Source organism: Pantoea sp. Fr+CA_20 (assembly GCF_024520835.1).
In the GTDB taxonomy this organism is placed as follows: domain Bacteria; phylum Pseudomonadota; class Gammaproteobacteria; order Enterobacterales; family Enterobacteriaceae; genus Pantoea; species Pantoea allii.
Genome location: NZ_JALNPN010000019.1, coordinates 17116 through 44104, shown reverse-complemented (window position 1 = coordinate 44104; position 26989 = coordinate 17116). Strand labels below are relative to the sequence as shown.

The 26989-nt window shown below is 54.0% G+C and carries 24 protein-coding genes; 7 read left to right on the top strand and 17 right to left on the bottom strand.

The window, feature by feature from the left end:
• Window positions 1-7: 7 nt before the first annotated feature.
• The 4 genes from NR177_RS18935 to NR177_RS18920 all read right to left on the bottom strand — a co-directional run bounded on the left by NR177_RS18935 (window position 8) and on the right by NR177_RS18920 (window position 3883).
• The gene (locus NR177_RS18935; RefSeq protein WP_096012707.1) at window positions 8-844 is read right to left on the bottom strand and encodes an ABC transporter permease; all 837 of its coding nucleotides are present in this window, start codon (window positions 842-844) and stop codon (window positions 8-10) included.
• Window positions 844-1710, bottom strand: coding sequence for an ABC transporter permease (locus NR177_RS18930; protein ID WP_063877606.1), 867 nt, complete (start codon window positions 1708-1710; stop codon window positions 844-846). The genes NR177_RS18935 and NR177_RS18930 overlap by 1 nt, the downstream gene beginning before the upstream one ends.
• On the bottom strand, window positions 1707-2816 hold the full coding sequence (locus NR177_RS18925; protein WP_256853407.1) for an ABC transporter ATP-binding protein: 1110 nt from the start codon (window positions 2814-2816) through the stop codon (window positions 1707-1709). Before NR177_RS18925 ends, NR177_RS18930 begins: the two co-directional genes overlap by 4 nt.
• Before the next feature lie 293 nt (window positions 2817-3109).
• Complete coding sequence (locus NR177_RS18920; RefSeq protein WP_063877604.1) at window positions 3110-3883, bottom strand: inositol monophosphatase family protein; 774 nt, start codon at window positions 3881-3883, stop codon at window positions 3110-3112.
• Between the two features lie 304 nt (window positions 3884-4187).
• On the opposite strand from NR177_RS18920, the gene NR177_RS18915 reads away from it, so the two are divergent.
• Window positions 4188-5318 carry an ROK family transcriptional regulator gene (locus NR177_RS18915; protein ID WP_256853406.1) on the top strand — a complete coding sequence of 377 codons (1131 nt, stop codon included), beginning with the start codon at window positions 4188-4190 and terminating at the stop codon, window positions 5316-5318.
• Between the two features lie 309 nt (window positions 5319-5627).
• Window positions 5628-6845 (top strand): hypothetical protein, encoded by a 1218-nt coding sequence (locus tag NR177_RS18910; protein WP_217268212.1) that lies wholly within the window; start codon window positions 5628-5630, stop codon window positions 6843-6845.
• 80 nt (window positions 6846-6925) lie between these two features.
• On the opposite strand, the gene gorA is transcribed toward NR177_RS18910, so the two are convergent.
• A complete protein-coding gene (gene gorA, locus NR177_RS18905) occupies window positions 6926-8278 on the bottom strand; it encodes a glutathione-disulfide reductase (RefSeq protein WP_256853405.1) in 1353 nt (450 codons plus the stop codon).
• Window positions 8279-8402: 124 nt separating this feature from the next.
• Between gorA and rnz the strand changes: the two genes are divergently transcribed.
• The gene (gene rnz / locus NR177_RS18900; RefSeq protein WP_256853404.1) at window positions 8403-9314 is read left to right on the top strand and encodes a ribonuclease Z; all 912 of its coding nucleotides are present in this window, start codon (window positions 8403-8405) and stop codon (window positions 9312-9314) included.
• A 3-nt stretch (window positions 9315-9317) separates the two neighbouring features.
• Here the strand turns inward: rnz and NR177_RS18895 are convergent, their stop codons facing one another.
• Both NR177_RS18895 and NR177_RS18890 read right to left on the bottom strand, forming a co-directional pair.
• Window positions 9318-10133 carry a CPBP family intramembrane glutamic endopeptidase gene (locus tag NR177_RS18895; RefSeq protein ID WP_109717840.1) on the bottom strand — a complete coding sequence of 272 codons (816 nt, stop codon included), beginning with the start codon at window positions 10131-10133 and terminating at the stop codon, window positions 9318-9320.
• Window positions 10134-10195: 62 nt separating this feature from the next.
• Window positions 10196-11038 carry a 23S rRNA (adenine(2030)-N(6))-methyltransferase RlmJ gene (locus NR177_RS18890; protein WP_063877600.1) on the bottom strand — a complete coding sequence of 281 codons (843 nt, stop codon included), beginning with the start codon at window positions 11036-11038 and terminating at the stop codon, window positions 10196-10198.
• Between the two features lie 373 nt (window positions 11039-11411).
• Here NR177_RS18890 and prlC point away from each other — a divergent pair, with 373 nt between their 5' ends.
• Both prlC and rsmJ read left to right on the top strand, forming a co-directional pair.
• Complete coding sequence (prlC, locus tag NR177_RS18885) at window positions 11412-13454, top strand: oligopeptidase A (RefSeq protein WP_256853403.1); 2043 nt, start codon at window positions 11412-11414, stop codon at window positions 13452-13454.
• A gap of 7 nt (window positions 13455-13461) precedes the next feature.
• Window positions 13462-14214: a 16S rRNA (guanine(1516)-N(2))-methyltransferase RsmJ gene (rsmJ, locus tag NR177_RS18880; protein WP_279627547.1), complete on the top strand. Its 753-nt coding sequence runs from the start codon at window positions 13462-13464 to the stop codon at window positions 14212-14214.
• A 54-nt stretch (window positions 14215-14268) separates the two neighbouring features.
• On the opposite strand, the gene uspA is transcribed toward rsmJ, so the two are convergent.
• Window positions 14269-14706, bottom strand: coding sequence for a universal stress protein UspA (gene uspA, locus NR177_RS18875; RefSeq protein ID WP_063877597.1), 438 nt, complete (start codon window positions 14704-14706; stop codon window positions 14269-14271).
• Between the two features lie 423 nt (window positions 14707-15129).
• On the opposite strand from uspA, the gene uspB reads away from it, so the two are divergent.
• Complete coding sequence (gene uspB, locus NR177_RS18870; RefSeq protein WP_241568199.1) at window positions 15130-15465, top strand: universal stress protein UspB; 336 nt, start codon at window positions 15130-15132, stop codon at window positions 15463-15465.
• Window positions 15466-15501: 36 nt separating this feature from the next.
• Here uspB and pitA read toward each other — a convergent pair whose 3' ends face one another.
• Entirely contained in the window at window positions 15502-17004 is a 1503-nt protein-coding gene (gene pitA / locus NR177_RS18865; protein WP_063877595.1) for an inorganic phosphate transporter PitA, read from the bottom strand.
• Window positions 17005-17245: 241 nt separating this feature from the next.
• Here pitA and NR177_RS18860 point away from each other — a divergent pair, with 241 nt between their 5' ends.
• Window positions 17246-18430, top strand: coding sequence for an NAD(P)/FAD-dependent oxidoreductase (locus NR177_RS18860; RefSeq protein ID WP_063877594.1), 1185 nt, complete (start codon window positions 17246-17248; stop codon window positions 18428-18430).
• 21 nt (window positions 18431-18451) lie between these two features.
• On the opposite strand, the gene NR177_RS18855 is transcribed toward NR177_RS18860, so the two are convergent.
• The 8 genes from NR177_RS18855 to NR177_RS18820 form a co-directional block, all read right to left on the bottom strand.
• The gene (locus NR177_RS18855; protein ID WP_063877592.1) at window positions 18452-19702 is read right to left on the bottom strand and encodes a D-amino acid dehydrogenase; all 1251 of its coding nucleotides are present in this window, start codon (window positions 19700-19702) and stop codon (window positions 18452-18454) included.
• A gap of 73 nt (window positions 19703-19775) precedes the next feature.
• Window positions 19776-20726 carry an ABC transporter ATP-binding protein gene (locus NR177_RS18850; RefSeq protein ID WP_256853402.1) on the bottom strand — a complete coding sequence of 317 codons (951 nt, stop codon included), beginning with the start codon at window positions 20724-20726 and terminating at the stop codon, window positions 19776-19778.
• Window positions 20719-21705, bottom strand: coding sequence for an ABC transporter ATP-binding protein (locus NR177_RS18845; protein WP_063877590.1), 987 nt, complete (start codon window positions 21703-21705; stop codon window positions 20719-20721). Before NR177_RS18845 ends, NR177_RS18850 begins: the two co-directional genes overlap by 8 nt.
• Window positions 21705-22598: a D,D-dipeptide ABC transporter permease gene (gene ddpC / locus NR177_RS18840; RefSeq protein WP_063877589.1), complete on the bottom strand. Its 894-nt coding sequence runs from the start codon at window positions 22596-22598 to the stop codon at window positions 21705-21707. The genes NR177_RS18845 and ddpC overlap by 1 nt, the downstream gene beginning before the upstream one ends.
• A 3-nt stretch (window positions 22599-22601) precedes the next feature.
• Entirely contained in the window at window positions 22602-23618 is a 1017-nt protein-coding gene (locus NR177_RS18835; RefSeq protein ID WP_256853426.1) for an ABC transporter permease, read from the bottom strand.
• A gap of 54 nt (window positions 23619-23672) precedes the next feature.
• The gene (locus NR177_RS18830; protein WP_063877588.1) at window positions 23673-25238 is read right to left on the bottom strand and encodes an ABC transporter substrate-binding protein; all 1566 of its coding nucleotides are present in this window, start codon (window positions 25236-25238) and stop codon (window positions 23673-23675) included.
• Window positions 25235-25819: a D-alanyl-D-alanine dipeptidase gene (gene ddpX / locus NR177_RS18825; protein WP_063877587.1), complete on the bottom strand. Its 585-nt coding sequence runs from the start codon at window positions 25817-25819 to the stop codon at window positions 25235-25237. The genes NR177_RS18830 and ddpX overlap by 4 nt, the downstream gene beginning before the upstream one ends.
• An 18-nt stretch (window positions 25820-25837) precedes the next feature.
• The gene (locus tag NR177_RS18820; RefSeq protein WP_063877586.1) at window positions 25838-26704 is read right to left on the bottom strand and encodes a MurR/RpiR family transcriptional regulator; all 867 of its coding nucleotides are present in this window, start codon (window positions 26702-26704) and stop codon (window positions 25838-25840) included.
• Between the last annotated feature and the right edge of the window lie 285 nt (window positions 26705-26989).

Sequence of the window (26989 nt, the reverse complement as noted above, 5' to 3'; positions counted from 1 at the left end):
ATGGCTGTCAGCCTTTTCCTGCAAAGGAGGCAACAGGGTTTTTAGTCAGTAATTTTTCTGCTATCAACATTAAAATGACATTTGGCACAACCAGCATTAAAGAAATAACCGCCGCATTGGGTCGGATAAAGTTGTAACCCAGATAGGAATACAGAATGGTCGGCACGGTAATAAAATCGGGTGAGCCGACAATAAAACTTATCGCGAATTCTTCTATTGATAACGTAAAGACAATAATTAATGCGGCAAATATTCCGGGCCGGATGGTGGGCAAACAAGCCACAATAAAACGATTAATTACAGAGGCACCCATATCGCGTGCCGCATCAAGCGTGTCCTGGCGTATTTGAGAGAAAGAGATAGTCAGGATTCGCACGGCGTAGGGCATTAATATAATGGTATGTCCCAGCAAAATGCCGCCAAATCGGGTGTGGATGCCCGCGACGTTCAACAGCATGGAAAAAAACAGCGCGACGACAAACCCTGGTACGATCAGCGGCAGTAAAATTGCATTCTGTAACAGGTGCTTGCCGGAGAATGACATTCTGCCGAACGCCCACGCCGCAGGCAGGGCCAGCACCAGGGTGCAGATGGACACGGTTGCCGCCAGTAGATAGCTGTTCCTGAGTGCCTGAGGTAGCGCGGTCGTGGTCCATACCTCGACCCAACGGCCCAGCGAGAGAACGGGCGGCAGGGCATCTGGCCATGCCCAGGGATGGGTTTTGTCGACGAGTGACCACAGTACGGTCAACATAAAGGGAATAACCAGCCACAGCATAAACAGGGCGGTGATCAGGATCATCATGATGACCCGCAGCGGGGACAAGGTCTCTCTGGCTTGCATTATTTGTTTTCTCCGGCTTGTTGTAGCCATTTCGCCAGACCGGCAAGCACGACCGCACCGACAAAAGCCGCCAGCATTAAAATAACCGCGACAACCGCCGCAAGATTCCAGCCCTGGGCGCTGATTTCGGGGAAACGCAGCATGTATTGCGACAGGGAAAAGACGCTGGTCGGCCCTGCAACTACCTGAAATGAAAAGTCACCTAATGCGCCGATGAAAATCAGCACCAGCGACACCTGAACGGATTTAATGGATAAAGGCAGAATGATCTGTAACAGCCGGGCAGCGTTGCCGGCACCCAAATCTCGCGCGGCATCAAAGAGTTCATCACCAATGGCGCGCAGGCTGCCGGTAATAATCAGCAAGGCATAGGGAAGCTGTTTCCAGACCTGCAAAATAATCACGCCAATTCCCCAGCGGTCATTCTGCATCCTGATGGGGTGAGAGATGATCCCCAGTTTAAGTAACCCCAGGTTAATAAAGCCCTGCCAGGAGATCAGATTGATGAACAGTAGCGCGGCGACCAGTCCGTGCACCATCAGCGGGGCTTTCAGCAAGCCGCCCATCAGCATTGAGCCGGGAAAGGGCTTTCTCAGCCACAGCGCCAACGGGAGCGCCAGCGCGACGGACAGAACGGCACTGATGACGCCAATCTTGAGTGAATAGCCTGTCGCGCGCCACAGCTGACTGTCGTTCAGGATGGTTTGCCAGTACTGAAGCGTGAAGTGGGCCGGAGCGCCAAAATTAAACAGGCCAACGGACTGCGCCAACGCCATGATGACAATCAGCACCAGCGTGAGCACCACCGGCGCGACGGCAGGCAGAACCAACAGCCAACACAGCCTGTTCCGGTTGCGTGTTTTCATGAACAGCTTTCCTGTAAAAAACGGATTCTGTCAGGCGCAATGGAGAAGTTAACCCGGTCACCTTCCTGTATGTGGTTTTTGCCGACCAACTGGATACACCACTGATATTCCGTTTCTTCATGCCCAATCGGATGGACCTGGAGTTCAGAAATATTGCCAAGAAAACTCACTGCACCGATCTCGAAAGCGCGGGTGTTTTTCCCCGTGCTGTGTTCGCTCAGCAGGGCATCCTCAGGACGCCAGAAGGTATAGACAGAGTCTGAGACGGGCGGCTGGTGACTGTGTATTTCCATTTCGCCCATGACACACGCAATACGATAAATACCCGTGCTGCTGTCCCCGTCCAGTACGCGGGCTTTCATGAAGTTAGCCTGACCGACAAACCCCGCGACAAAGCGGTTCACCGGCGAATAATAGATATCGTCAGGGGTGCCGGTTTGCTCAATCTTTCCTGCATTCATGACCACCACGACGTCAGACATCGACAGGGCTTCGGCACGATCGTGCGTGACATAGATAGCGGTAAAGCCATGTGAACGCTGTAGCTGTCGGATCTCCAACCGAACGCTGTCGCGTAATTTGGCATCCAGGTTCGACAGTGGCTCATCAAACAGAACGATTTCCGGTCGCACGGCCAGCGCTCTGGCCAGCGCAACGCGCTGCTGCTGACCGCCGGATAGCTGGGCAGGCAACTTAGGCAAATGCGCATTGAGCGATACCTGAGAGGCGGTTTGCGCCACGCGCTGCTGGATGTCCGTTTTTGCCATCTTCATCTGCTTCAGGCCAAAACCGATGTTTTCAGCAACGGAAAGGTGAGGGAAAAGCGCATAGGACTGAAAGCACATCGCCGTGTCGCGATGTTCAGGCTTAACATGATGCATGTCCTGTTGATGGATCAGCACTTCGCCACTATCAAGACTGTGAAAGCCGGCAATAACTTTAAGCAGCGTGGTTTTGCCACATCCAGATGGGCCAAGCAGGGAGACAAACTGCCCTTTTTTGGCCTGAAGTGAAATGCCGTTCAGTGCGACAAAATCGTCGAACGTCAGCATGGCATTATGGATCTCGAGTGTGTTCACGTATGGCTGCCCCGTCTTAGTCTGCATGTGTGCCTTGCAATTAATGCGATGTGCATAATAATTGTCGGATGTTAATTTAAGCAATTTCAGGCAGGTTAAGAATTCGTTAAGTTTTTAAAACCCATATTTAACATTAAGATAGGTTAATTCTTTGAGTTCTTACATTTAACGTGCTAACTATTTTAATGCGTAGTGGATAATATTGAGCGCAGAGGCAGTGAGGTGTGGCTGAGCGGCAAAATTAAAAAAAGAGGGCAGGACAGCGCCGAAACGCTGTCCTGAACGTGCAGTGATGAGATAAGCCGTGGGCAGTCTGTTTTTCAGGCGGGGGTAAAGCGGGGATGGGGGATAAACTGGGCAGAAAGGCGGTTCATTTCTGCGGTTCCGACACTGACATGCGTCATGCTTTTTTCCTGTGTACCGGCAAGGTGCGCTTCCAGGCCTGCCGCTTTACAGAGCGCATAACCCGCAGAAACGTCCCACATGCTGCTAAAACATTCCTGATAACCGTCCACATAACCGAGCACGCTAAAGGTTAAACCGACCGTGGCGCAACGATAGCGCACCACATTCCAGCCATCATCCCGGTAGGCTTTCTCAATGCAGAGCTGGTGGGTAAAATCCCATGAAGGACTGTCGCCAATGGCGACGGTTTTAAGCGCCTCAGCGATCACGGGCCGTTCAAAAGGCTCGCCATTCAGATAAACGCCCGCCTCTTTACCGCCGCTCACCATGATATTTAATGCTGGATGGATGATGACGCCGATTAGCGGCTCGCCGTTATGCACATAACCAATAGAAATGCCCCACAATGACGAGCCGCGTAAAAAATTGCTCGTACCGTCAATGGGATCGACTGACCAATAGCTGGCGCTGAGTTCGCCTCCCTGTTCTTCACCGATAACACGATCCTGGGGGAAATGCTGTTCCAGACGCTGGCGTATACGATTTTCCACTTCCCGGTCTGCCTCACTGAAGACATCCTGTGGCCTTTTTTCGCAGATCGCTAATTCACTCAGCTGCCTGAAATAATCCAGGGCCAGTAGTGCAGCTTCTTGTGCGATGCGTTCAGCAACTTTTAAGCGCGTATCCATTGTTTACCTGATGCAAAGAGAAAGAAGAAGGGGATGTGCGACCCATCCGTTTATGTAGCATGAGCATAAATACGCCACATAAGGCATCGCCTTTAATATAATGCTTACTGCATGATATTAGAGTGTCTCTCTGTTATGTTTCACTATTATGACGATTTTATGATTGAGGCATGTCAGTCAGAATCAGCCGCTATTCAGCACATTTTATTAAAACGTAAAGGCCATTCCCTTTACTATTCGTGATGTATAAAAGCATGCTAGGGTGTTAACAGAACCCATTATTAAATACGGTGAGGACAATGCTGTGGTTCATGGAAATTCAGGTCATCATGAAGTAGAACTTAATCGCAGTGAAAAACTTATTCTTGAACTTGTCCGCCGTAACGATGGGATTTCTCGCTCCTCTCTGGTTTCACAAACGATTCTGAATCAGTCTTCTGTGCACCGCATTGTTGATACGCTGACCGAAAATGGCTTTCTCAGCCTGGGGGAATCGCCGTCCCAGGGAAGAGGCAAGCCCAGCCCGTCATTATCGCTTAATGCGGACGCACGTTACGGCTATGGTATTTCAATTAATTCGGACAGCGTTGCCGCCAGCCTGATTAATTTTCGTGGCGGTATCACTGAATACAGTGTGCTGGATACGCATCCCCGCGATCCTGCCCGTACCTTACTGGATATCAAACACCACTATCTGGATACCTTAAAGCAACAGGGTATTTCGCCAGAAAAAGTGTGCGGTGTGGGATACAGCATGGCGGGCTTTCTTTATGACTCGCGTAAATATTTTAATCCGCCTGAACCATTAAAAAGCTGGATGGGCATCGATCTGCGTCGTGAAATTACGGGGTTATTTGACCGCCCGGTATGGATTGAAAATAACGCCACCACGGCGGCACACGCTGAGGCTTTTTTAGGTGCCGGGCTGAAATACGATACGTTTGGCTACCTCTCTTTTAATTACGGTTTTGGCGGCGGCATCGTGATCAACGGTAAACCGTTTCAGGGGGCTTTTGGTAATGCGGGGGAGATCAGCCGTATTTTTACGCCGGAAGAGGGCAAGCTGCGTCCTGCATTGGGGATCTTGATCGATCGACTACGCAGCGGCGGCATTGAAATTAAAGATATTCGCGATCTCAATCATCAATTCGATCCGGCATGGCCGATCGCTCAGCAGTGGGTGGAAGAGGTGACTCCGAATCTGCATCGGGCGATGGATGCGCTAAACGCGGTGATCGATCCCGGTGCCATTATATTAGGCGGAGAGATCCCCCGTAAGCTGGGCGAGATGTTTTTAGCCATGCCACGGGTGAGTTCGGGTACACGCTGGGACATTTCTGCGGAATATCCGGATATCCTGCTGAGCGAGATCGAAGGGGACAGTTCGGCGCTGGGTGCCGCGTTAACGCCGCTGCGGGAAAACTATTTTAATTGAATTAACGTAAATTTAGACTGGCTTACCTATTCTCAAAGAGATCAGCCCACTTTAAATTGACGCCGGACGAATAAAATCCAGTTTGATGGGTAATGAGTCATTGTTTTTAATTTTATCTTTAATTAAATTGTATTGAGCACGATTTTCTAATACGACTCCACATGTCAGACCTTGGCTGATCATAATTTATCCGGCTCCAACTGTGGCTGTGAATGTTGTTTAGTGTAAGTCTGCCTTTAATGCATAACTTATTGATTTATTTGATATTGATAATTATTTTTTATTGAAAATTAAGGCGGGATGATTTAAATGAAACGGACGCTTGATATCGAAATTGTTCAAACCTCATGGCCTTCAAATCCACCTATTCCAGTTTTCCCACCAACCTTTCATTCTGGAACAACAACACAAGACATAAATATACTAGCCCTGTTACTTGAAATTGGCTATTTAACCACACCAACATCAGCCACTGGCGTTTCATTAAGTGAGTTCTGGGCCTGGGTCAGATACCTTTCGGCAATTACACAAGACCAGGACATAAGAATTACCAGTAGTTTTTCCAGCCTGGATGCCCATCAAAAAACGATACTCAGCGATGATTTTGGTATGGGTGTTCCCATGCTATGGCTGAAAAAAGCACTCTCGTTTCAAAAAACAGTCGATGGGAACTACTTTATTCAGAAGGTTGCGGCCTCAATCAACGCCAAAGGCGTTAAAACAGGAAAGCGTGGGCCAAATAAGACGCCCGATTTTGTTTCTGTAGACAATAATGGAGTCTGGCATGTTGTTGAGTGTAAAGGCACCCAATCTGGATTGAAATATCTGAATAATCAACTGGGTATTAATGGTCAAAATAATACCGGTGGGGTTATACAAAAAAAATCAATCACTTTCCCGCCCGGCTATACCGGTCAACGTCTGGCATGTGGATTGAGCATCGGGCTTGAAGGGAAAAGCTCTAGCCTGCTCAAAATAGTAGATCCTGAACCTGAAGAACCTTTTGCTATTGAAAAGAAGGATATCGTTTATGCTCAGGATGCCATGATTCGCGGCACGGTATCTAAGCTATTACGATTGTCTGGCCTTGAAGTTACGGCGGAAAGAATTGCTGCCCCTTTAGGCATAACGCCCGATGTAACACCCTTTAAATCCAGAACAGCTGACGTTAAAAGACAAGAGCTGGTAAGCGATCGTGAGCGAAGCTCAATAAGAGAGTTGAAGGATTTTGCGGCAGCCTTTCGAACTAACAATAATCACTTTAGTTACCGGGTGCAGGAATTTGTATTACCGCGTGAAATCCTGGTTGAGGGTAGGTGGATCTCAAAAGTGACAGTACAACAAAGGCTAAACCTGGAGTTTATCGACATGCTAACGGGCACTTCTTTCAACGAAGAGCCTATTCATGAAAGGATAAAAGAGCTGAACTCTTTAATGACTGGGGATGACGTTCGTCAGGACGATTTCTCAGCGGCAATCAATTATGGCGGGATTCTTGAGTCGGAGATGATTCTAAATACCAAATAGTTCAGGCACCTGAAGCACAAAACAGTATAAAGCGGCTTTTCATAAAAGCCGCTTTCTTGAAGCCTGTATTCAAAGTCGTATTAACGCATCGTCACAAACTCTTCCGCTGCGGTCGGGTGAATCGCCACGGTATTATCGAAGTCTTTTTTGGTTGCGCCCATTTTCAACGCCACCGCAAAGCCCTGCAGCATCTCGTCCATTCCACCACCAATGCCGTGAATACCGACAATCTTCTCCTCTGGGCCGACGCAGACTAATTTCATGCGGCACGGCTGGCGATGTTGGGTGACTGCGGTGTACATCGCGGTAAAGGACGACTTGTAGACTTTAACCTGATCATCACCGTACTGTTCGCGCGCCTGCGGTTCCGTCAGGCCCACGGTGCCGATCGGCGGATGGCTGAACACCACGGTAGGAATGTTAGTGTAATCCAGATGCTCATCCGGTTTGTTATTAAACAAACGCTCAGACAGGCGACGACCTGCTGCCACGGCCACCGGGGTCAGCTCAACGGCACCGGTGTTATCGCCTACGGCATAAACGCCTGACACATTGGTGTTCTGGAATTTATCGACCTTGATATAGCCTTTCTCATCCAGCGCAACGCCTGCCGCCTGGATATTCAGGCTGTCGGTTTCCGGTACACGACCAATGGCCCAAACCAGGCAATCGACGGTGTAGTCGCTGCCATCTTCCAGCTGTAACGTCAGACTGCCGTCGGCATTTTTTACCACCGCTTTTGGCGTCGCCTGAGTGTGCAGCGTCGGGCCTTCCGCGTTCATGACTTCAACCAGCGTCTCGGTGATCAGCGGATCAAAGCTGCGCAGCGGGGCATGTTTACGGACGAATAAATGGGTTTCGGAGCCGAGTGCGTTCACCACGCCCGCCAGTTCGACGGCGATATAACCGGCGCCAATCACCGCGGTGCGTTTTGGCAGCGCGTCCAGTTCAAAGAAGCCGTCTGAATCAATTCCGTATTCCGCACCGGGGACAGAGGGATGGCCTGGACGTCCACCGGTGGCGATCAAAATATGGTCGGCCGTAATGGTTTCGCCATTGACTTCAACGGTATGCGCATCAATAAAACGGGCAAAGCCGTGGATGACATCGACCTTATTTTTCCCCAGCACATTGTCGTATGATTGGTGAATACGGTCGATATAGGCGCTACGGTTTTTGACCAGCGTGCCCCAGTCGAAGCGGTTTACCGTGGTGTCAAAACCATAATCGGGGCCGTAAAGATGAATCGCCTCGGCGATTTGCGCGGCATGCCACATGACTTTTTTCGGCACACAGCCCACGTTGACGCAGGTTCCGCCCAGTGCTTTGGCTTCTATCAGGGCACATTTCTGGCCATAGCTTGCTGCACGGTTAATCGAGGCAATACCGCCGCTGCCGCCGCCGATGGCGAGATAGTCATAATGTCGGGTCATTGAAGTATCATCCGGTTACATGGAAATTGACATAGAGTGTAACGCCGCAGGGCAGGGTGTCGCAAAAATTGCGCCTATGATTGTAACAGGCCATTGTTTTCCACTACTTACAGAGAAGCATAGCATGCACCTGACTTTTCTTGGCACGGGCGGTGGCGCGCCGAGCTTGCAGCGTAACGTCACTGCCATTGCCTTTACCCGTGCAAACAGTGGCGACACCTGGCTGTTTGACTGCGGTGAAGGGACACAGCTTCAGTTTATGCGCTCCGATCTTAAACCCGGCAAGCTCGATAAAATCTTTATTACGCATCTGCACGGTGACCATATTTTTGGTCTGCCCGGCCTGCTTACCAGCCGTTCAATGGCGGGACTTACCACGCCGATGACGGTTTATGGCCCCAAAGGCCTGAAAGCCTTTGTCGATAACGCTCTGTCTCTTTCCAGCTCGTACACCGACTATCCGCTGGAGGTGATTGAGATCGAGGCGGGCGAGGTGCTGGATGATGGCGAGTTTCGTGTTACGGCCTGGCCGATGAATCACACCATTGCCTGCTTTGGCTATCGTATTGAGCAGCGAGACAAGCCCGGCTTTCTGGATGCCGCACGTCTGAAGGCAGAAGGTGTGCCGCGTGGCCCGTGGTATCAACAGCTAAAGCTGGGGGACAGTATCACGCTGGAGGATGGTCGCACGGTTCATGGTGCTGAGTATTTGGGGCCGCCCACCAAAGGCAAAACGCTGGCGATTTTTGGCGATACCGCACCTACCGAGGTGGCGTTACAGCTGGCCGCGAATGTGGATGTGATGGTACACGAAACCACGCTGGAGGATGCACTGGCTGAAAAAGCCAACGGACGCGGTCACTCAACCACCGTGCAGGCCGCAAAAGTGGCAAAGCAGGCCGGTGCAAAACGGATGATCGCCACCCATTTCAGTTCGCGCTATCTTGCCAGAGATATGGCCCGTTTACTGGCCGAGTGCCAGGCCATCTTCCCTGAAACGGAGATGGCCCAGGACCTGGCGGTATTCAGGCTGTGATGGTCAGTGCGCCAGTGCCGGATAGGTAAAAAACAGCAGGTGGACCATATTGAGCGCAAAATGGCACGCCGTTGCCAGCCATAAGCGACCGCTCCAGTGCCAGACCAGGCCATAAATCAGCCCGGCCAGCCCGGCAAAGACCATCAGCAGCACGCCGCCGGGCGCATGCGCCAGGCCAAACAGCAAGGCGGTGACCAGCAGGGCAACTGTGCTGCCCCATTTCTGGCGCAGGCGCTGCTGCAGGTAGCCGCGGAAAAATGCTTCTTCAGCCAGCGACACAAAAAACAGGTTTGCCAGGGCAAAGGCCCCCAGCCAGTCAGGAACGTGTCGCTCAAACGCCAGGCCACCCAGCCATACCGCGCTGACTAACAGCAGTGGAATCGCCGCTACGGGCAGCAGCCATAACACCGGCGTGCGCGGTGGGTGCGCCTCGGCTTTAAACAGCGTTGGCATACAGGCCAGCAGCAAGAAAGGAATCAGGGCTTTATCGAAATTAAATGAAAAAGAGAAGGGCAGGCTGTGCGCGCCAGCCCGAACGGCATCAATCTGGCGTGGGTTGTTGAAGCCAGGAATAAGATGCAGCATTAGCGCGAGGGCAATCAACACCAGAAGCGCCTCGCTGATGCTCTGCCACACTTGGCTCCGACGGTCGTAAATACGAAACGCGACCAGTGCGGCAACAGCAGCAAAAACGAGGGTAACAGGCCAGTCGAGAACGTTCTGGTAAACCCCCAGCGCCGTTGCCAGTGCCAGTAATAACAGCGAGAGGCGTTTCGCCGGTTGCAGGGCAGCCAGTGCACCTGCCAGGATGATCCACATAAAAATGACCTGAGGTATAACGCCTCCGCACCAGACGCGGTGGCGCTAATCTGAGAAGGGCGTTATTCCGGTACGATCTGGTTTACGCTGAAATGGCCTGTACCGGTTGGCACCAGTTTCTGGTGTAACCACGGCAGCAATGTATTCATCTGATCGGCCAGTTTCCACGGTGGATTGATCACAATCATCCCGGAAGCCGTCATACCGCGCTGATCGCTGTCAGGACGCACGGCCAGCTCAATTTGCAGGATATTACGAATGTTGGTTGCCTGCAGATCGCGCAGCATATGTTTGATTTGCTGACGCATAACCACCGGATACCACAGGGCAAAAACGCCCGTGCCAAAGCGCTTGTGGCCTTCCTGAATGCCTTTGACGACCGCCTGATAATCGCTCTTCATTTCGTACGGGGGATCGATCAGTACCAGACCACGACGAGACAACGGCGGCAGCTTTGACTTTAACTGCTGATAACCATCGGCCTTTTCAACGCGCGCGCGGCTGTCTTTACTGAATTCGGTTCGCAGCAGGGGGTAATCACTGGAGTGCAGTTCGGTAAGCTGAAGCTTATCCTCTGGACGCAGCAAATGACGGGCGATCAGCGGCGAGCCCGGATAGTAACGCAGCGTACCGCTCCGGTTCAGGGCATGAATGGCATCAAAATAAGGTTGCAGCAATGCGGGCGCATCCGGCTGCTGCCAGACGCGGCCAATGCCTTCCAGATATTCGCCGGTACGCTCTGCATGCTCGCCGCTCAGTTGATAACGGCCTGCACCGGCATGGGTATCAAGATAGAGAAAGGGTTTTTCTTTCTCTTTCAGGGCGGTGATGATGAGGCTTTGTACGGTGTGCTTAAGCACATCGGCATGGTTGCCGGCGTGAAAACTGTGGCGATAACTCAGCATAAAAAAGGGGATGTCCGCGGTTGAAGCTAAAAATGATAACGTTGGCCCGATTATAACGACAGACAGGAATAATTGCTGGCATTTCGCGCGCAGCCGTGGGCCGGGCGTCCTGCCTGCGCTGTTCAGTCCGCTTTACACGCTAATCAGGATGCTGACACAGGCTGTTAACATCTGTTAACCATGCCGCGACAGGAAAGTGATAGCCTGCGTTGTCCTCAGCTATGCTTGATCTCATCGTCTGTAGGATCATAATCCGCGCCATTGTTTACATCACGACAAGTCGCGCCATTGATTTTCGCGGTATCCGACCGCATGTTAATTGAATTGCGTTGCGCGACTCATCGCGCCCCACACATTGTTAAAGGACTGCGCTATGACCAATCCGTTACTCACCTCGTTCACACTTCCCCCGTTTTCAGCGATTAAGCCTGAACATGTGGTGCCCGCCGTGACCGACGTTTTGAATGAATGCCGTGCAATGGTGGAAAAAGTAGTGGCGCAAGGCGCACCTTACACCTGGGACAATCTGGTACAGCCGCTGGCGGAGACCGACGATCGCCTGAGCCGGATTTTTTCGCCGGTCAGCCATCTGAACTCGGTCAAAAACAGCCCGGAACTGCGCGAAGCCTATGAACAAACGTTGCCGCTGCTTTCTGAATACAGCACCTGGGTTGGCCAGCACGAAGGTCTTTATCAGGCCTACCGCAATCTGAAAGAAGGCAGTCACTATGCTTCGCTGGATCAGGCAAAGCAGAAAGCCGTCGATAACGCCCTGCGTGATTTTGAGCTTTCCGGTATTGGTCTGGAAAAAGACAAGCAGAAACGCTACGGCGAAATTGCGGCCCGCCTTTCCGAGCTGGGTTCGGCCTACAGTAACAACGTGCTTGATGCCACAATGGGCTGGAGTAAGCTGATTACGGACGAAAGCGAGCTGGCCGGCATGCCGGAAAGCGCGCTGGCCGCAGCCAAAGCCCAGGCGGAAGCCAAAGGGCAGGAAGGCTGGTTGCTGACGCTGGATATCCCGAGCTATCTGCCGGTGATGACCTACTGCGATAATGCCGCTCTGCGTGAAGAGATGTACCGCGCCTATTCGACCCGCGCCTCCGATCAAGGCCCTAACGCGGGTAAATGGGATAATGGTCCGATTATGGCGGAAGAGCTGGCGCTGCGACACGAGCTGGCGCAACTGCTGGGCTTCGACTCCTTCGCGGATAAATCCCTGGCCACCAAGATGGCACAGAGCCCGGCACAGGTGATCGATTTTCTGAACGATCTGGCCGACCGCGCCCGTCCACAGGGTGAGAAAGAGCTGGCTCAGCTGCGCGCTTTTGCGCAAAAAGCGTTTGGCGTAGAAACCATGAACCCATGGGATCTCAGCTACTACGGCGAAAAGCAGAAGCAGCATCTTTATACCATCAGCGATGAGCAGCTGCGCCCTTACTTCCCGGAATCTCGTGCAGTGTCCGGCCTGTTTGAAGTGGTGAAGCGCATTTACGGTATTACCGCCAAAGAGCGCACTGACGTCGATGTTTACCATCCGGATGTCCGCTTCTTTGATCTGTTCGATGAAAACGGCGAGCTGCGCGGCAGTTTCTACCTCGACCTCTATGCTCGCGAGCACAAACGCGGCGGTGCATGGATGGACGACTGCGTGGGGCAAATGCGTAAAGCGGACGGCAGCCTGCAAAAACCGGTGGCTTACCTCACCTGTAACTTCAATCGTCCGGTAAGTGGTAAGCCTGCGCTGTTTACGCATGACGAAGTGATCACGCTGTTCCATGAGTTCGGTCACGGCCTGCACCATATGCTGACGCGCATTGAAGCGGCAGGCGTTTCCGGCATCAACGGTGTGCCCTGGGATGCTGTTGAGCTGCCAAGCCAGTTCATGGAAAACTGGTGCTGGGAGCCAGAAGCGCTGGCGTTTATTTCGGGTCACTACGAAACCGGTGAGCCGCTGCCCAAAGCGCTACTGGATAAAATGCTGGCGGCGAAAAACTACCAGGCGGCGCTGTTTATTCTGCGTCAGCTGGAGTTCGGCCTGTTCGACTTCCGCCTGCATACCGAGTTCAACCCGGAAAAAGGTGCACAGATTCTGGAAACCCTGCGTGAGGTGAAAAGCAAAGTGGCCGTCGTGCCCAGCCCGGAATGGGGCCGCTTCCCTCATGCCTTCAGCCATATCTTTGCCGGAGGTTATGCGGCAGGCTATTACAGCTACCTGTGGGCCGACGTGCTGGCGGCGGATGCCTATTCGCGCTTTGAAGAAGAAGGGATTTTCAACCGGGAAACCGGGCAGTCCTTCCTCGACAACATTCTGACGCGCGGCGGTTCAGAAGAGCCAATGGAACTGTTTAAACGCTTCCGCGGTCGTGAACCACAGCTGGATGCCATGCTGGAACACTACGGTATTCAGGGATAAGCCGTACGTGAAAATCTGTTTGCTTGATGAGACAGGCGCCGGTGACGGCGCCTTAACTGTTTTAGCCGGGCGCTGGCAACTGACACACTGTGAAGACGCGACGCTGGCGCTGGTCAAAACCGCCACACATCTTGAACTGCGTAAACGGGATGAGCCCAAGCTGGGCGGTATCTTCGTGGATTTTGTCTCTGGCGCGATGGCGCACCGTCGCCGTTTTGGTGGCGGTCGTGGGGAAGCGGTAGCCAAAGCGGTCGGGATAAAAGGCGATTATCTGCCCGATGTCGTGGATGCCACCGCCGGATTAGGTCGGGATGCTTTTGTGCTGGCCGCGCTCGGTTGCCGGGTACGGATGCTGGAGCGTCATCCGGTGGTCGCCGCACTGCTGGATGATGGGCTGACGCGCGGTTATCAGGATGCAGAGATTGGCGACTGGCTGCGTGAGCGCCTGACGCTGATTCATGCCTCCAGCGTTCAGGCCTTAACCGATATCACCCCGCAGCCGGATGTGGTTTATCTCGACCCGATGTATCCCCATCGGCAAAAAAGCGCCATGGTGAAAAAAGAGATGCGGGTCTTTCAGTCGCTGGTTGGGGCGGATGAGGACGCTGATGCTCTGTTGGCACCGGCTCGCCGTCTGGCAAAGAAACGTATCGTGGTGAAACGCCCGGATTACGCGCCACCGCTGGCAGGGGTTGTTACGCAGTCTGCGGTGCTTACCAAAAGCCACCGCTTCGATATCTATCCGCCACTGGCTGAGTAGCGGATTTTGTGAAGCCGGTGGGCACGTCAGCCGCACCGGCTTAACGCAGGCGAATTATTCTTCCTCTTCGTCGCGCAGCGGCACAATCAGCATGTCGATATGCACCGTATTGATCAACTGGCGGGCAGACGACATCAGTTTGCTCCAGAAGTCCTGATGATGACCGCACACCACCATGTCCACATCGTATTTCTTAATCGCATCCACCAGCACCTGACCGAGATCGCCACTGCCGCTCAGGGTTTCGGTGATAGGATAGCCCGCGGCATCCGACAGGCTTTTAAGCGCCTGATGTGTCTCTTCAGAAATCCGCTTTTGCATATCGCCCAGGTTGACATCAATCAGGCCGGTGTAGAGATCAGAGTAATTTACATCGACATGAATCAACGAAATTTTTGCGTCATAAGGACGCGCGAGCGAGACAGCTTTATCGACTAACAACTGGCTTTCTGGCGAAAGATCGACTGCAATCAGGATATGTTTGTAAGCCATGATATAACTCCTTCCACGAGATTCAGAATGGCAGCGGTTTCCAGACGCGTCATAGCTGCGAAATCCATTGCGCGAACGGGCGATGCGCGCCACCGAAATGGTTAACGTACAGCACAGGCGATAATGTTGTTATACCTGAAAGTATAGTCATCTGTGTTAACAAATGCGTCTGAAGCCGTCTGGGTTGTGAATAAGATCAATGATGAACGATTTTTACTCGTATAAAACGAAAATCCTTGCTGGTAAAAAATTGAACATTGCTCCTAAACTGAAAAAGCAGCCTTCGTCACATTGCTGCATCTGTTCAGATATTTCAAAAATAAAACTACAAATCATTTAATGGGGTTGTTGGCTAATTCTGCAGGGACTGTTCAGCAGGGTGCGCGTTCAGCACTTTTCTGCAGTGCCGGTAAGGAGGGGTAGATGATCAGCACTATCGCGCTTTTTTGGGCTCTCTGTGTGGTATGTATTGTGAATATGGCGCGCTATTTCTCTTCGTTGCGTGCGCTGTTGGTGGTTTTGCGTGGCTGCGATCCGTTGCTGTATCAGTACGTTGACGGCGCAGGGTTTTTCACCGCCCATGGTCAGCCCGGCAAGCAGGTCAGGCTGGTGCGCTATATCTGGGCAAGACGCTATCTTGATCATCATGATGACGAATTTATTCGCCGGTGTGAGCGGGTGAGAGGCTTGTTTATGTTGGCCAGTTCGCTGTGCGGATTAGTGATGATCAGCCTGATTGCGCTAGCTATCTGGCATTAAAAAGGGCGACCGAAGTCGCCCTGATTTGCCGCTGTCTCAGATGAGCTTGAGCGCGATCCAGTAGAGCGAACCCGACAATAAAATACAGACCGGCAGCGTAAATACCCACGCCATGGCGATGTTTTTGATGGTTTTGCTCTGCAATCCACCGCCGTCTACCAGCATCGTACCGGCAACGGAAGAGGACAGGATGTGCGTGGTGGAGACCGGCATGCCGGTGTAGCTGGCAATGCCTATCGATACGGCGGCCGTTACCTGTGCGGACATGCCCTGCGCATAGGTCATGCCTTTCTTACCAATTTTCTCACCGATGGTGGTGGCAACACGACGCCAGCCAATCATGGTGCCGATGCCTAAAGCCAGCGCCACCGCCATGATAATCCATACCGGCGCGTACTCAACGGTGTTCAGTAGATCGCCTTTGAGCTTGCCAAGGAAGCGTTTATCGTCAGCGGAGGTTTCCGGCAGCTTCGCCGCTTTATCGGCGGTGTCGGAAATACACAGCAACAGGCGGCGCATCTGACTACGCTGATCGACGGACAGATCGCCATAGCTTTGCAGATTGTTCAGCAACACCTGAGCACGCTGCACGGCCTGCAGCGCACGCGCGCTGTCGCAATGAAACTCGGTTGACGTTGCCGGGGCGACTTCTTCTGGCGTGGGCAGTTTAGGCGGAGCCATCTGGATGATATGGGTCAATGACGCCTGATGCTGTTGGTAATATTGCTCAAGGTGGTTAACCGCATCGCGCGTGCGCGTGATGTCGTAACCCGATGAATTCATATTGACCACAAAGCCTGCTGGCGCAACGCCAATCAGAACCAGCATGATCAGGCCAATCCCCTTTTGCCCGTCGTTTGCACCGTGTGAATAGCTGACGCCAATGGCGGAGATAATCAGGGCGGTACGCGTCCAGAAAGGCGGCTTTTTCTTGCCATCAATTTTCTCCCGGTCTGCGGGCGTCATATGAATACGCGCACGCTTCTTGGTGTTACTCCAGTAACGGCGAAGAAGAAAGATTAAGCTGCCCGCAATCACCAGGCCGACGATGGGAGAAAGGATCAGAGACAGGAAGATATTCAGCACTTTAGGAATGTTAAGCGCATCGACGACCGAGGTGCCGTTCATTAATGCATTGGTCAGGCCGATGCCGATAATCGCGCCGATTAAGGTGTGGGAACTGGAAGCCGGAAGCCCCAAATACCAGGTGCCCAGGTTCCAGATAATCGCCGCCAGCAGCATGGAAAACACCATGGCGAGACCGTGAGCCGAGCCAACATTCAGCAGCAGATCGGTAGGCAGCATATGCACGATAGCGTAAGCCACGCTTAATCCGCCGAGCAATACACCAAAGAAGTTGAAAACCCCTGCCATCAAAACGGCAAGCTGAGCACGCATGGCACGGGTGTAGATGACCGTCGCAACCGCGTTGGCCGTATCATGAAAGCCGTTAATTGCTTCGTAAAACAATACAAACAGCAGAGCAAGTATCAGTAACAGGCCGGTGCTAAGATCTAGACCAGCAAACAGATGTAGCATAGACGTTACGCCATTTTGGAGGACATGAACGCGGCGCATTATCCGCGACAACATGCGGTCTGGGAAAGGAAAATATAGTCATGATTTGGACTAAAAATGTCAATTAACCCGGTTAACAGGTACAAAGTCTATATAAATTAACTAGTTACATTGTGACATATTTACGGCAAAATTTTGACACTGGCATCCACAGGAGCAGATCACTACAATCTGCCCCTCTCTTACCAGGTGGGCAATTGCAGTGGAACAGTTTGACGTTATCGTAATTGGGGCAGGCGCTGCCGGGCTTTTCTGTGCTGCGCAGGCAGGACAGCGTGGTCGCCGTGTATTACTGCTGGATAACGGCAAGAAGCCGGGCCGCAAGATTTTGATGTCCGGCGGCGGGCGCTGCAATTTCACCAATCTCTACACTGAACCCGCCGCCTATCTGTCGAATAATCCCCACTTTTGTAAGTCGGCCCTTGCGCGCTATACCCAATGGGATTTTATCGATCTGGTGAATCGTCACGGCATTGCCTGGCATGAGAAAACCCTGGGACAGCTGTTCTGCGATGATTCTGCCCAGCAGATGGTGGATTTATTAATGGCCGAGTGTGACAACGGTGGCGTCACCGTTCGCCTGCGCAGCGACATTCTGAGCGTATCCCGGGATGACGCGGGCTACCATCTGCAGCTCAACGGCAGCGCGGTGCAGGCAGAGAAGCTGGTGATTGCCAGCGGCGGGCTTTCCATGCCGGGCCTGGGCGCATCGCCGTTCGGCTATAAAATTGCTGAGCAGTTTGGGCTTAGTGTGTTGCCAACGCGCGCGGCGTTGGTGCCTTTTACCCTGCACAAACCGCTATTAGACCAACTGCAGACGCTGTCTGGCGTCGCGCTGGATACGACCATTGCGGCAAAGGACGGCACGCTATTTAAAGAGGCGATGCTGTTCACCCATCGCGGTCTGTCCGGCCCGGCAGTGTTGCAGATTTCCAGCTACTGGCAGCCCGGCGAGTTCCTCACGGTGGATCTCTCTCCGGCCACCCGTCTGGATGATTTTTTGACGATTCAGCGAGAGGCGCATCCGAATCTGAGCCTGAAAAACAGCCTGGCCAAAATTCTGCCTAAGCGCCTGGTCGAAGTCTTGCAGGAAATGAAAGTCGTGCCGGATGTCACGCTGAAGCAACTCAATAGCAAACAGCAGACAGAACTGGTGCAGACGCTGCACGGCTGGCAGGTGCAGCCTAACGGCACGGAAGGTTACCGCACCGCCGAAGTCACCCTCGGCGGCGTTGACACGACTCAGCTTTCATCCAAAACCATGGAAGCGCGCGACGTACCGGGGCTCTACTTCATCGGCGAGGTGGTCGATGTGACCGGCTGGCTGGGGGGGTACAATTTCCAGTGGGCCTGGAGTTCGGCCTGGGCTTGCGCCCAGGCTCTGTAACATCACCACAAACCGCGCGGCTCAGGCATAGCGCGACACGGCATAGTCCGCATGGGCAATCGCCGGCGGTTTGCCTGAAATCACATCACTCAACAGCTGGCCGGAGCCGCAGGCCATCGTCCAGCCCAGCGTGCCGTGCCCGGTATTCAGCCACAGGTTGGTGAAATGCGTCGGACCAACGATGGGCGTGCCGTCCGGCGTCATTGGACGTAATCCGGTCCAGAAGGTTGCCTGACTCACCTGTCCGCCCTGTGGAAAGAGATCGTTGACGACCATCTCCAGCGTTTGCCGCCGGGCGGGCAGCAGGGTTTTGCTGTATCCCACGATTTCCGCCATACCGCCCACGCGAATACGATTATCAAAACGCGTAATGGCAATTTTATAGGTTTCATCCAGCACCGTGGATACCGGCGCGCCGGACGCATCGACAATCGGAATCGTCAGTGAATAGCCTTTTAGTGGGTAAACCGGAACAGACAGCAGCGGCCGGAGCAATTGCGTGGAGTACGAGCCCAAAGCCATGACGTATCCGTCCGCCGTCAGCGTTTCAGCGCCACAGACAATCCCGCTTATCCTGTCTCCCTGTGTCAGCAGCGCATCGACGTTGGTGTGATAACGGAAGTCGACGCCAGCCTCGCGCGCCCTCGCCGCAAGCTGCTGGGTAAATAACTGGCAATCTCCGGTTTCGTCATTAGGCAGTCGTAGCCCGCCGGTCAGCTTATGCTTAACCGCCGCCAGCGCCGGTTCAACCTCGGCCAGTTGTGAGGCTTCCAGCAGTTGATAAGGAACGCCAGCGTCTTGCAACACGGCGATATCGCGTGCCGCATTGTCAAACTGCTGAGCGGTGCGAAACAGCTGCAGCGTGCCTCCCTGACGTCCTTCATATTCAATGCCCGTGCTGGCCCGCAGTGCTCTGATGCAGTCGCGGCTGTACTCTGCCAGCCTGACCATCCTGGCCTTATTTTCGGCATAGCTTTGCGGATTGCAGTTTTTCAGCATTTGCATCATCCAGGCGAGCTGAAAGCGGGAGCCGTCCGGACGCACGGAAAGGGGCGCGTGGCGTTGCACCATCCATTTAACCGCTTTTAAGGGGACACCCGGCGCGGCCCAGGGCGCGGCGTAGCCAGGGGAGATCTGCCCGGCATTGGCGGCGCTGGTGCCTAATGCCGGACCGGCTTCTTTTTCAATCACGGTTACCTGATGCCCGGCCTGCTGCAGATACCAGGCGGTTGTCACGCCCACGACACCACTACCGAGTACAATAATTTTCATCTTGATATTTATCCTGAACGCGTTATCGCTCAACCACGCGGGCATTGTCCGCGCGGTCTGTGTTCGGTATGGCTTAGGCCTGGATGGGGTTTTGCGCCTGCCAACATCTCACCGCACTGCCTTTTTCCTGTAATAACAGTGGCTGGGGCGACTCGCAGCCGCGTGTTGCCTGTGGACAGCGATCGCGAAAATAGCATCCCGTCGGCAGGTGACGGTTACCCGGTAGCTCGGTGTTGACCGGCGCGCCGTCCAGCGCCGCGCCGATGCGCGGTACCGACTCCATCAGTAACTGGGTATAAGGATGCTGGGGCGCATCCAGAACACGCTGTGTTTCGCCCAGCTCCACAATCTGCCCCAGATACATGACCGCGACGCGATCGCTCATATGGCGCACCACCGACACGTTATGCGATATCAGGATGTAGGTGAGGTTTTGCTGTTTTTGCAGGTCCACCAGCAGATTCAGAATCTGCGCCTGAACAGAAATATCCAGCGCGGAGGTCGGTTCATCCAGGACGATAATATCAGGCTCGGATGACAGGGCCCGGGCGATGGCGATGCGCTGACGCTGCCCGCCGGAAAACGCATGCGGCGGCCGGTCCAGGTATTCGGGACGAATACCGACCTGGTTTGCCAGTGATTCCGCCAACGCCCGCCGCGCTTTTTCTGACGGACGCGACTGAATCCACACCGGCTCGGTGATGATGCGCCACACGGGCAGGCGAGGATCGAGGGAAGAGAGGGGGTCCTGAAACACCATCTGCATACGACGTCCCCGATGACCGGCTGGGGCCGTTGCCAGTTCAAGCTGGCCTGAGGTTGGACTCAGCATGCCCATCAACAGTTTCGCCAGGGTGCTTTTCCCACAGCCGGATTCGCCAACAATCCCCAGTGTTTCGCCCTGTCGGACCTGAATATCCAGGCCATTCAGCGCATGAACCCGTTCCGTCACTTTGCCGCGCCAGTTCTTTTTGGCAGGGAAGGTGACATGCACGTTTTGCAGCGTAAGCAGAGCATCAGACATGACGCGTCTCCTGTTGTGGATACCAGCACGCGACCTGCTGGGCGGTGTCGCCTGTGGCATGAAGTCGCGGCGGGTTGCTGCAGCGTTCTCCCGCCGCAAAACAGCGCTCGCGAAAGGCACAGCCTGCGGGCAAGCAGGCCAGATTGGGTACGGTTCCGGAAATCGATGCCAGCGGCGCACGCGGTTCAATGGCGTCCGGCGAGCAGGCCAGCAGGCCGATGGAATAGGGATGGCACGGTGAACGCAGGACGGTGTCAGTCACGCCGCTTTCAATGACGGCCCCGGCATACATGACGTAAATCCGATCGCACAGTTGGGAAACCACAGCCATATCATGGCTGATAAACAGCACGGCGGTGCCGGTCGCTTCGGCTTTTTGTTTCAGCAGGCGCAGCACCTGGCGCTGAACGGTAACATCCAGCGCGGTTGTGGGTTCATCCGCAATCAGCAGGTCAGGCTCACAGGAAAAGGCCAGGGCAATCATGACGCGCTGCCGCATTCCGCCTGAAAGTTCAAAAGGATAGCGCTCCATGACGTTCTTCGCGTCCGCGATTTGCATATCGCCCAGTAGCGTGAGCGCACGGGCTTTTGCCTCACGGGCAGACAGAGGACGATGCTGACGAATCACATCCACCATCTGTTTGCCGATGCGGCGGGTCGGATTCAGGGCGGTCATGGGCTCCTGAAAAATCATGGCAACGCGATTGCCGCGCAGCTTGCGCATGTCGACTTCACTGGCGGCAAGCACATCCTGCCCAGCCAGCTCCAGCTTGCCGCTCTTGATGTGATAGCTGTGTTCTGGAATCAGCCGCATCGCCAGCATGGCGGTGACGGATTTCCCCGAACCCGATTCGCCAACCACGCCGACAATTTCGCCACGATTGATGTGCATCGATACGCTGTTCAGCACGTTCACCTCTCCCTGAAAAACCGGGAAACTCAGCCGTAGATCCTCAATCGTCAGGATTCTCTCTTGCATCAGTTACGTCCTCCCGCTTTCGGATCCAGCAGGTCCTGGATGCCATCGCCAAACAGATTGAATCCCACCGCCGTGATTAAAATGGCGGCCCCGGGAAAGGTGCAGTACCACCACTGATCCAGAACGTAGTTGCGGCCGTTAGCCACCATCGCGCCCCATTCCGCTGTGGGTTGCTGAGCGCCCAGGCCAATAAAACCCAACGTAGCCGCCATCAAAATCGCGCTGCCAATATCCAGCGAGGCCTGCACCACCAGCGGCGGCAGGGCATTGCGCAGGATATGCCAGCTAATCAGGTGCCAGCGCGAGGCACCAAAGGTTTTTGCCGCTTCCACGAAGGTATGCTGCCTGACGATTAACGTTTGACCCCGCGCCAGCCGGACATAAAAGGGGATGCGCACAATGGCGATAGCCAGCATGGCGTTAAACAGGCTCGGCCCCAACGCCGCAGCCAGCGCCATGGTCAGTACCAGCGAAGGAATCGACAGCATGATGTCCATCAGGCGCATAATCATCGCATCGCTGCGACCGCCTAACACACCGGACAGGCAGCCCAGTAACGAACCGCTTATGCCTGCCAGCAGCACGACAGCCAGGCCTGCCGCCACCGACTGTTGGCTGCCGACCAGTACCCGGCTGAACAAGTCCCTGCCCACTTCATCAGTACCGAACCAGTGCGCGGCACTGGGTGCCTGGAGGCGATCGGTCAAACTGATGGCATTGGGATCGTGGGGGACAATCCAGGGTGAAAACACCATTAACCCCAGCATCAGAATGATGATGGCGGCACCCAGCAGCGTCAGTGGGCTTTTGCTCAGCATCCACAGGCGGCGTTTCCAGGCGAACAGGCCGGGTTTGACCTGACGCACGGCAGGCTGTTCTTGCGTTATCATCATGTTCTACGCTCCCCGACCCATGCGCGGGTCAATCCACAGATAAAGAAGATCCACGAACAGGTTTACCAATACGTACGCAAAGGAAACCACGATGGCAAAGCCCATCACCGCCGGGAAATCGAGCGCCTGAATAGAGGACACCACATAAGCGCCCATGCCGGGCCAGGCAAACACGGTTTCGGTTAATACCGCGCCATACAGCAGGTCGCCTAATGCCAGCCCCAGGACCGTCACGGAGGGAATCAGGGCATTGGGCAGGGCATAACGCACGACGATCGTCCATTTCGGCAGGCCGCTGGCCAGCGCGGTGCGAATATAGTCTTCGCTCAGTTGTTCCAGCATGGCCGAGCGAATCTGGCGCGCCACGATGCCCAGATGAACAAAGGCCAGGGTGGTGGCAGGCAGAATCAGATGCTGAAGCGCATTAAAAAAGACCTCGATGTTGCCTTCCAGCAGGGCATCAACCAAATAGAAACCGGTGATGCGCGTGGGGGGATCGAGCCAGTCATCCAGGCGTCCGCCACCGGGCAGCAGGTTTAACTTGCCATAAAACAGCACAATCGCGCCCAGGCCCAGCCAGAACGCCGGGGTTGAAATCCCGGTCAGCGCCAGCAGGCGCACCAGATGATCGAGCCAGCGGTTACGATACACCGCAGAGAGCAAGCCCAACGGCACGCCAACGATCAGGGCGATCAACAGGGCACAACTGGCCAGCTCCAGCGTTGCGGGAAAAAACGCCCGTAAATCCTCTAACACGGGGCGGCCTGTCCGGATAGAGGTACCCAGATCGCCATGTAACAGCTGTTCCACATAACGAATAAATTGTTGCCATAACGGTAAATCCAGCCCTAACTGCTGACGGATATGCTGGACGATTTCATCACTGGCGCGATCACCTGCCAGAAGTCTGGCTGGGTCCCCGGGAATAAGATGCGAAATAATAAACGTAATGACGCAGACGCCGGCGACCACCAACAGCAGTCCCCAGCTACGCTGTCTTACTAAACTCCAGTAACTCATCATGTCTTCCTCAGCAGGGCCGGGCAGGCCCTGCATGAACGGGCGTGAGGGGTGTTATTCTTTGTGCATGGTGGCGATATTAAAGATTTGCTCCAGCATCGGGTTAAACACGTAGCCTTTAACCGATTTATTCATCGCCACCTGATAATTCTTCTGGAATAAATAAACGTAAGCCGCATCCTTAATCACGATATTTTGCGCTTGCTGGTAGTCGGTCGTCCGTTCAGCCTGATTCGGGGTCGATACCGCTTTTTTCAGCAGCGCATCCACGTCCGGGTTGGAATAAAACGAGCGGTTACCTGGCAGCCCTTTTTTGTCAGATTCAAACCAGTAATTCATAAACATATAGGGGTCGGCGAAGTCTGGGCTCCAGTTACCAATTGCAATGTCATAGTCCGCCTTGCCGATGCGCTCGCGCATGGTGGCGTTAGCCAGTTTTTCCAGCTTTACCTTGATCCCAATAGCCTGCAGGTTGGCCTGCATTGACAGGGCAATCGGCTCCCAGTTTGGGTCGCTGTCAGAATAGAGAAACGACAGCGACTGTGGCTTACTGGCAACCTTGTCCAGTTCAGCTTTGGCTTTTGCGATATTGAAGCTGTACTGCATGGCCTTCGCGTCGTAACCCCACATGCCTTCCGGGATCGGTCCACGCATCTGTTTTCCGTTGCCACCCAGAATGCCTTGCACCATCCCCTGATAATCGGTGGCCCAGGATATCGCCCGGCGCAAATCTGGCTGATTGAGCGGCGCTTTGCTGTTGTTCAGGTAGAGATAGGTGACCCGCAGGGCGGGATAATCCATCACGGCCACATCATTTTGCTTTTTCAGCGCGGCAAACTGGTCCACCGGCAAGGCATCAGCAATATCCACATCCCCTTTGGCCAACTGCAGGCGTCGGGCTGAGCTTTCACTGATGATCTTCACCGACACCCGTTTAAACGCCGGTTTTGGCCCGGCAAAGTGTGGGTTAGGCACCAGCACAAGTTGCTGACCTTTCTGCCAGCGCTGCAACATATAAGCGCCCGAGCCTGCAGTATGTTCCGCCAGGTAACTGCGCGCGTCGTCAGTCGCGTTAGCCTTGAGCACGGCCGGGTTAATGATGGAGGCACCGTCGTTAGCGAGGGTGTACAGGAAAGGCGCAAAAGGCGTACTCAGGGTGAAGCGCACGGTTAGCGGATCTACCACTTCGACTTTAAGATCGGCCGGGAAGGCTTCGGAAGGGCCCTGTTTGATACGCAGCAGGCGCTCAAACGACAGCTTAACGGCCTCAGCATTCACGGCTGAACCGTCCGCAAACGCAGCGCCTGGGCGTAATTTAAACGTCCATACCTTACCCTCCTCGCTGCTCTGCCAGCTTTCCGCCAGATCGCCTTCAACGTCTGTAGAACCCTTACCGCCTTCGGTTTTGTATTTGATCAATCGCTGATAGGCAGGGTAGGTAATGGTCCAGTCGTTATTATCGATGGTGACGGCAGGATCAAGCGTCTGAGGATCGGCAGCTTTACCAATCACTAACATATCTTTGGGTACCGCCGCCAAAACGGACGTCGTTGTGGCGGCCAGGGTGATGGCGAGTAACAAAGGGCGAAAATAGCCGGGGGCTGTGTGCGTCATTTTCATGGTAATACTCCGTCAGTCTGGGCTGGGGATATGCAGGTGAAAACATCGTTGAGAAGCGGGTAACGGGCCGCTTCCGGTAATTCGAAATGCCACCATTCCGTGGCAATGCCAGTAAAGCCGCCGCCAAACATCACGGCATTAAGCAGCAGTCTGTTGCGTTGGGCAGCAAGCGGTACGTCGGGATGATAAGGATGGGATAGCGCCTGCATGTCATCGAACCCGGTGCCCATATCCAGCGTCTGTCCTGTCGCATCGACCAGCGTGACGTCAATGGCGGTGCCACGGCTGTGGTTGGAGCCTTGCGATAACGGCACGACATAATTCTGGTCAGGGCAGGCGTGCCACAGCAGCTCCTGCGCTTTTTGCGGGCGATAGGCATCCAGCACCAGCAGGGTGAATCCGGCCACTTTTGCAATCGCCATGCTTTTCTCCAGCGCTTTCACGGCATCAGGGTGCAGCAGGCAGCGGGCGACGCTGTAGATAGGCTGGCCCGTGATGTTGTCGGCGGTGGCATATTTGAGGTCGATACTGAGCTCAGGAAAGGCTGCTGCAATATCGACCAACTCTGTTTCCTGCATCATGCGGTGATCCCTGTTTTATTAATGTTCAAATTGACCAAATTCCTGCTGTAACAGTCGGTTTTGTGCCAGTCGCTGAGAAAGCGCGGGGCCAAGGCGTTCAACAACGGCGGAAAGCAGCAGGTTAAACAGGCAACTCAGGGGCGCGAGTGAGTCCCAAAAATTGGCGGTGTCCGTTTTGACCTGAAGCAAATCCACCGGGTAATCACGTGCCCAGGGACACCAGATATCGGTGACGAGTGCCGTTGCAACCTTGCGCTCGGTGGCAACCCGGCAAAACTGTCTTGCCACGGTGGAATAGGCGCGCGTATCCGTCAGAATCACATAAGGTTTGGCAGACTCAGAATTCAGCGACTCCAGCCAACTGCCTGAGCTGCCATCGGCGTAGGTCACGCGCGGGCGTAAATATTCCAGATGACTGAAAAAGGTGTTAGCGATACCGCGGGTAGACTGAATACCCAGCACGATGACCGTTTCGGCATCCGCGATTTGCTGGCTGATATGGCGAAACGTATCTGTCTGAGCCAGTTGATAGACATAGCGGATAGCATCTAACTCCATTTGTAGCGACTGACTGGAGGGATCGGGCAGCGTGCGTTGCTGTTCCCATGAGTCAAGACGATCAATAACGCCCCATTGCTTGTAGGGTGTGTTAGGCACATCGCGCAGCAGGTTTTTCACATCATCAAGATTTTTAAAACCCAGCTTGCGCAGGTAACGCCCTACGGTAATACCGCTGGTCCCGGTTGACTGGGCAATGCTGTCGGCCGTTTCAAACGGTATTTGCTCGGGATGACTTAACAGCCACGAACTAATCCGCTTTTCGCTTGGCGTTTGCAGGCTAAAAGCGGCCTCAATCTTTTTGAACAGGTCTGCGTTAGCGCTCATCTCGTCCTCAATGTTACCTGGCTGTCATTGATCGCCATGTTGTTAGTTAAGTAACAAGCACAATGCATGCCATATTTCTGAGGTGCATAAAAACAGGCCGCACCTCAGATGATTCAGTGAAGGGGTTTGCGAGAAGTTGATATCCCGTTCATCAGGCAAGCGCAATTGGGGTGCAACATATTTAAAACCTGCATCACACTAGTGCAACAATATCGCCAGGATATGTGATGCAGGTGGATAAACCGACGCGCCTTTCCACCGTAACGCAGAGCCGGTGAGGTTGAG

What these genes read in the sequence shown, in the direction of transcription:
- NR177_RS18935 (WP_096012707.1), bottom strand. Translation starts at nt 844, where the DNA reads ATGCAAGCCAGAGAGACCTTGTCCCCGCTGCGGGTCATCATGATGATC.
- NR177_RS18930 (WP_063877606.1), bottom strand. Translation starts at nt 1,710, where the DNA reads ATGAAAACACGCAACCGGAACAGGCTGTGTTGGCTGTTGGTTCTGCCT.
- NR177_RS18925 (WP_256853407.1), bottom strand. Translation starts at nt 2,816, where the DNA reads ATGCAGACTAAGACGGGGCAGCCATACGTGAACACACTCGAGATCCAT.
- NR177_RS18920 (WP_063877604.1), bottom strand. Translation starts at nt 3,883, where the DNA reads ATGGATACGCGCTTAAAAGTTGCTGAACGCATCGCACAAGAAGCTGCA.
- NR177_RS18910 (WP_217268212.1), top strand. Translation starts at nt 5,628, where the DNA reads ATGAAACGGACGCTTGATATCGAAATTGTTCAAACCTCATGGCCTTCA.
- gorA (WP_256853405.1), bottom strand. Translation starts at nt 8,278, where the DNA reads ATGACCCGACATTATGACTATCTCGCCATCGGCGGCGGCAGCGGCGGT.
- rnz (WP_256853404.1), top strand. Translation starts at nt 8,403, where the DNA reads ATGCACCTGACTTTTCTTGGCACGGGCGGTGGCGCGCCGAGCTTGCAG.
- NR177_RS18895 (WP_109717840.1), bottom strand. Translation starts at nt 10,133, where the DNA reads ATGTGGATCATCCTGGCAGGTGCACTGGCTGCCCTGCAACCGGCGAAA.
- NR177_RS18890 (WP_063877600.1), bottom strand. Translation starts at nt 11,038, where the DNA reads ATGCTGAGTTATCGCCACAGTTTTCACGCCGGCAACCATGCCGATGTG.
- prlC (WP_256853403.1), top strand. Translation starts at nt 11,412, where the DNA reads ATGACCAATCCGTTACTCACCTCGTTCACACTTCCCCCGTTTTCAGCG.
- uspA (WP_063877597.1), bottom strand. Translation starts at nt 14,706, where the DNA reads ATGGCTTACAAACATATCCTGATTGCAGTCGATCTTTCGCCAGAAAGC.
- uspB (WP_241568199.1), top strand. Translation starts at nt 15,130, where the DNA reads ATGATCAGCACTATCGCGCTTTTTTGGGCTCTCTGTGTGGTATGTATT.
- pitA (WP_063877595.1), bottom strand. Translation starts at nt 17,004, where the DNA reads ATGCTACATCTGTTTGCTGGTCTAGATCTTAGCACCGGCCTGTTACTG.
- NR177_RS18855 (WP_063877592.1), bottom strand. Translation starts at nt 19,702, where the DNA reads ATGAAAATTATTGTACTCGGTAGTGGTGTCGTGGGCGTGACAACCGCC.
- NR177_RS18850 (WP_256853402.1), bottom strand. Translation starts at nt 20,726, where the DNA reads ATGTCTGATGCTCTGCTTACGCTGCAAAACGTGCATGTCACCTTCCCT.
- NR177_RS18845 (WP_063877590.1), bottom strand. Translation starts at nt 21,705, where the DNA reads ATGCAAGAGAGAATCCTGACGATTGAGGATCTACGGCTGAGTTTCCCG.
- ddpC (WP_063877589.1), bottom strand. Translation starts at nt 22,598, where the DNA reads ATGATGATAACGCAAGAACAGCCTGCCGTGCGTCAGGTCAAACCCGGC.
- NR177_RS18835 (WP_256853426.1), bottom strand. Translation starts at nt 23,618, where the DNA reads ATGAGTTACTGGAGTTTAGTAAGACAGCGTAGCTGGGGACTGCTGTTG.
- NR177_RS18830 (WP_063877588.1), bottom strand. Translation starts at nt 25,238, where the DNA reads ATGAAAATGACGCACACAGCCCCCGGCTATTTTCGCCCTTTGTTACTC.
- ddpX (WP_063877587.1), bottom strand. Translation starts at nt 25,819, where the DNA reads ATGATGCAGGAAACAGAGTTGGTCGATATTGCAGCAGCCTTTCCTGAG.
- NR177_RS18820 (WP_063877586.1), bottom strand. Translation starts at nt 26,704, where the DNA reads ATGAGCGCTAACGCAGACCTGTTCAAAAAGATTGAGGCCGCTTTTAGC.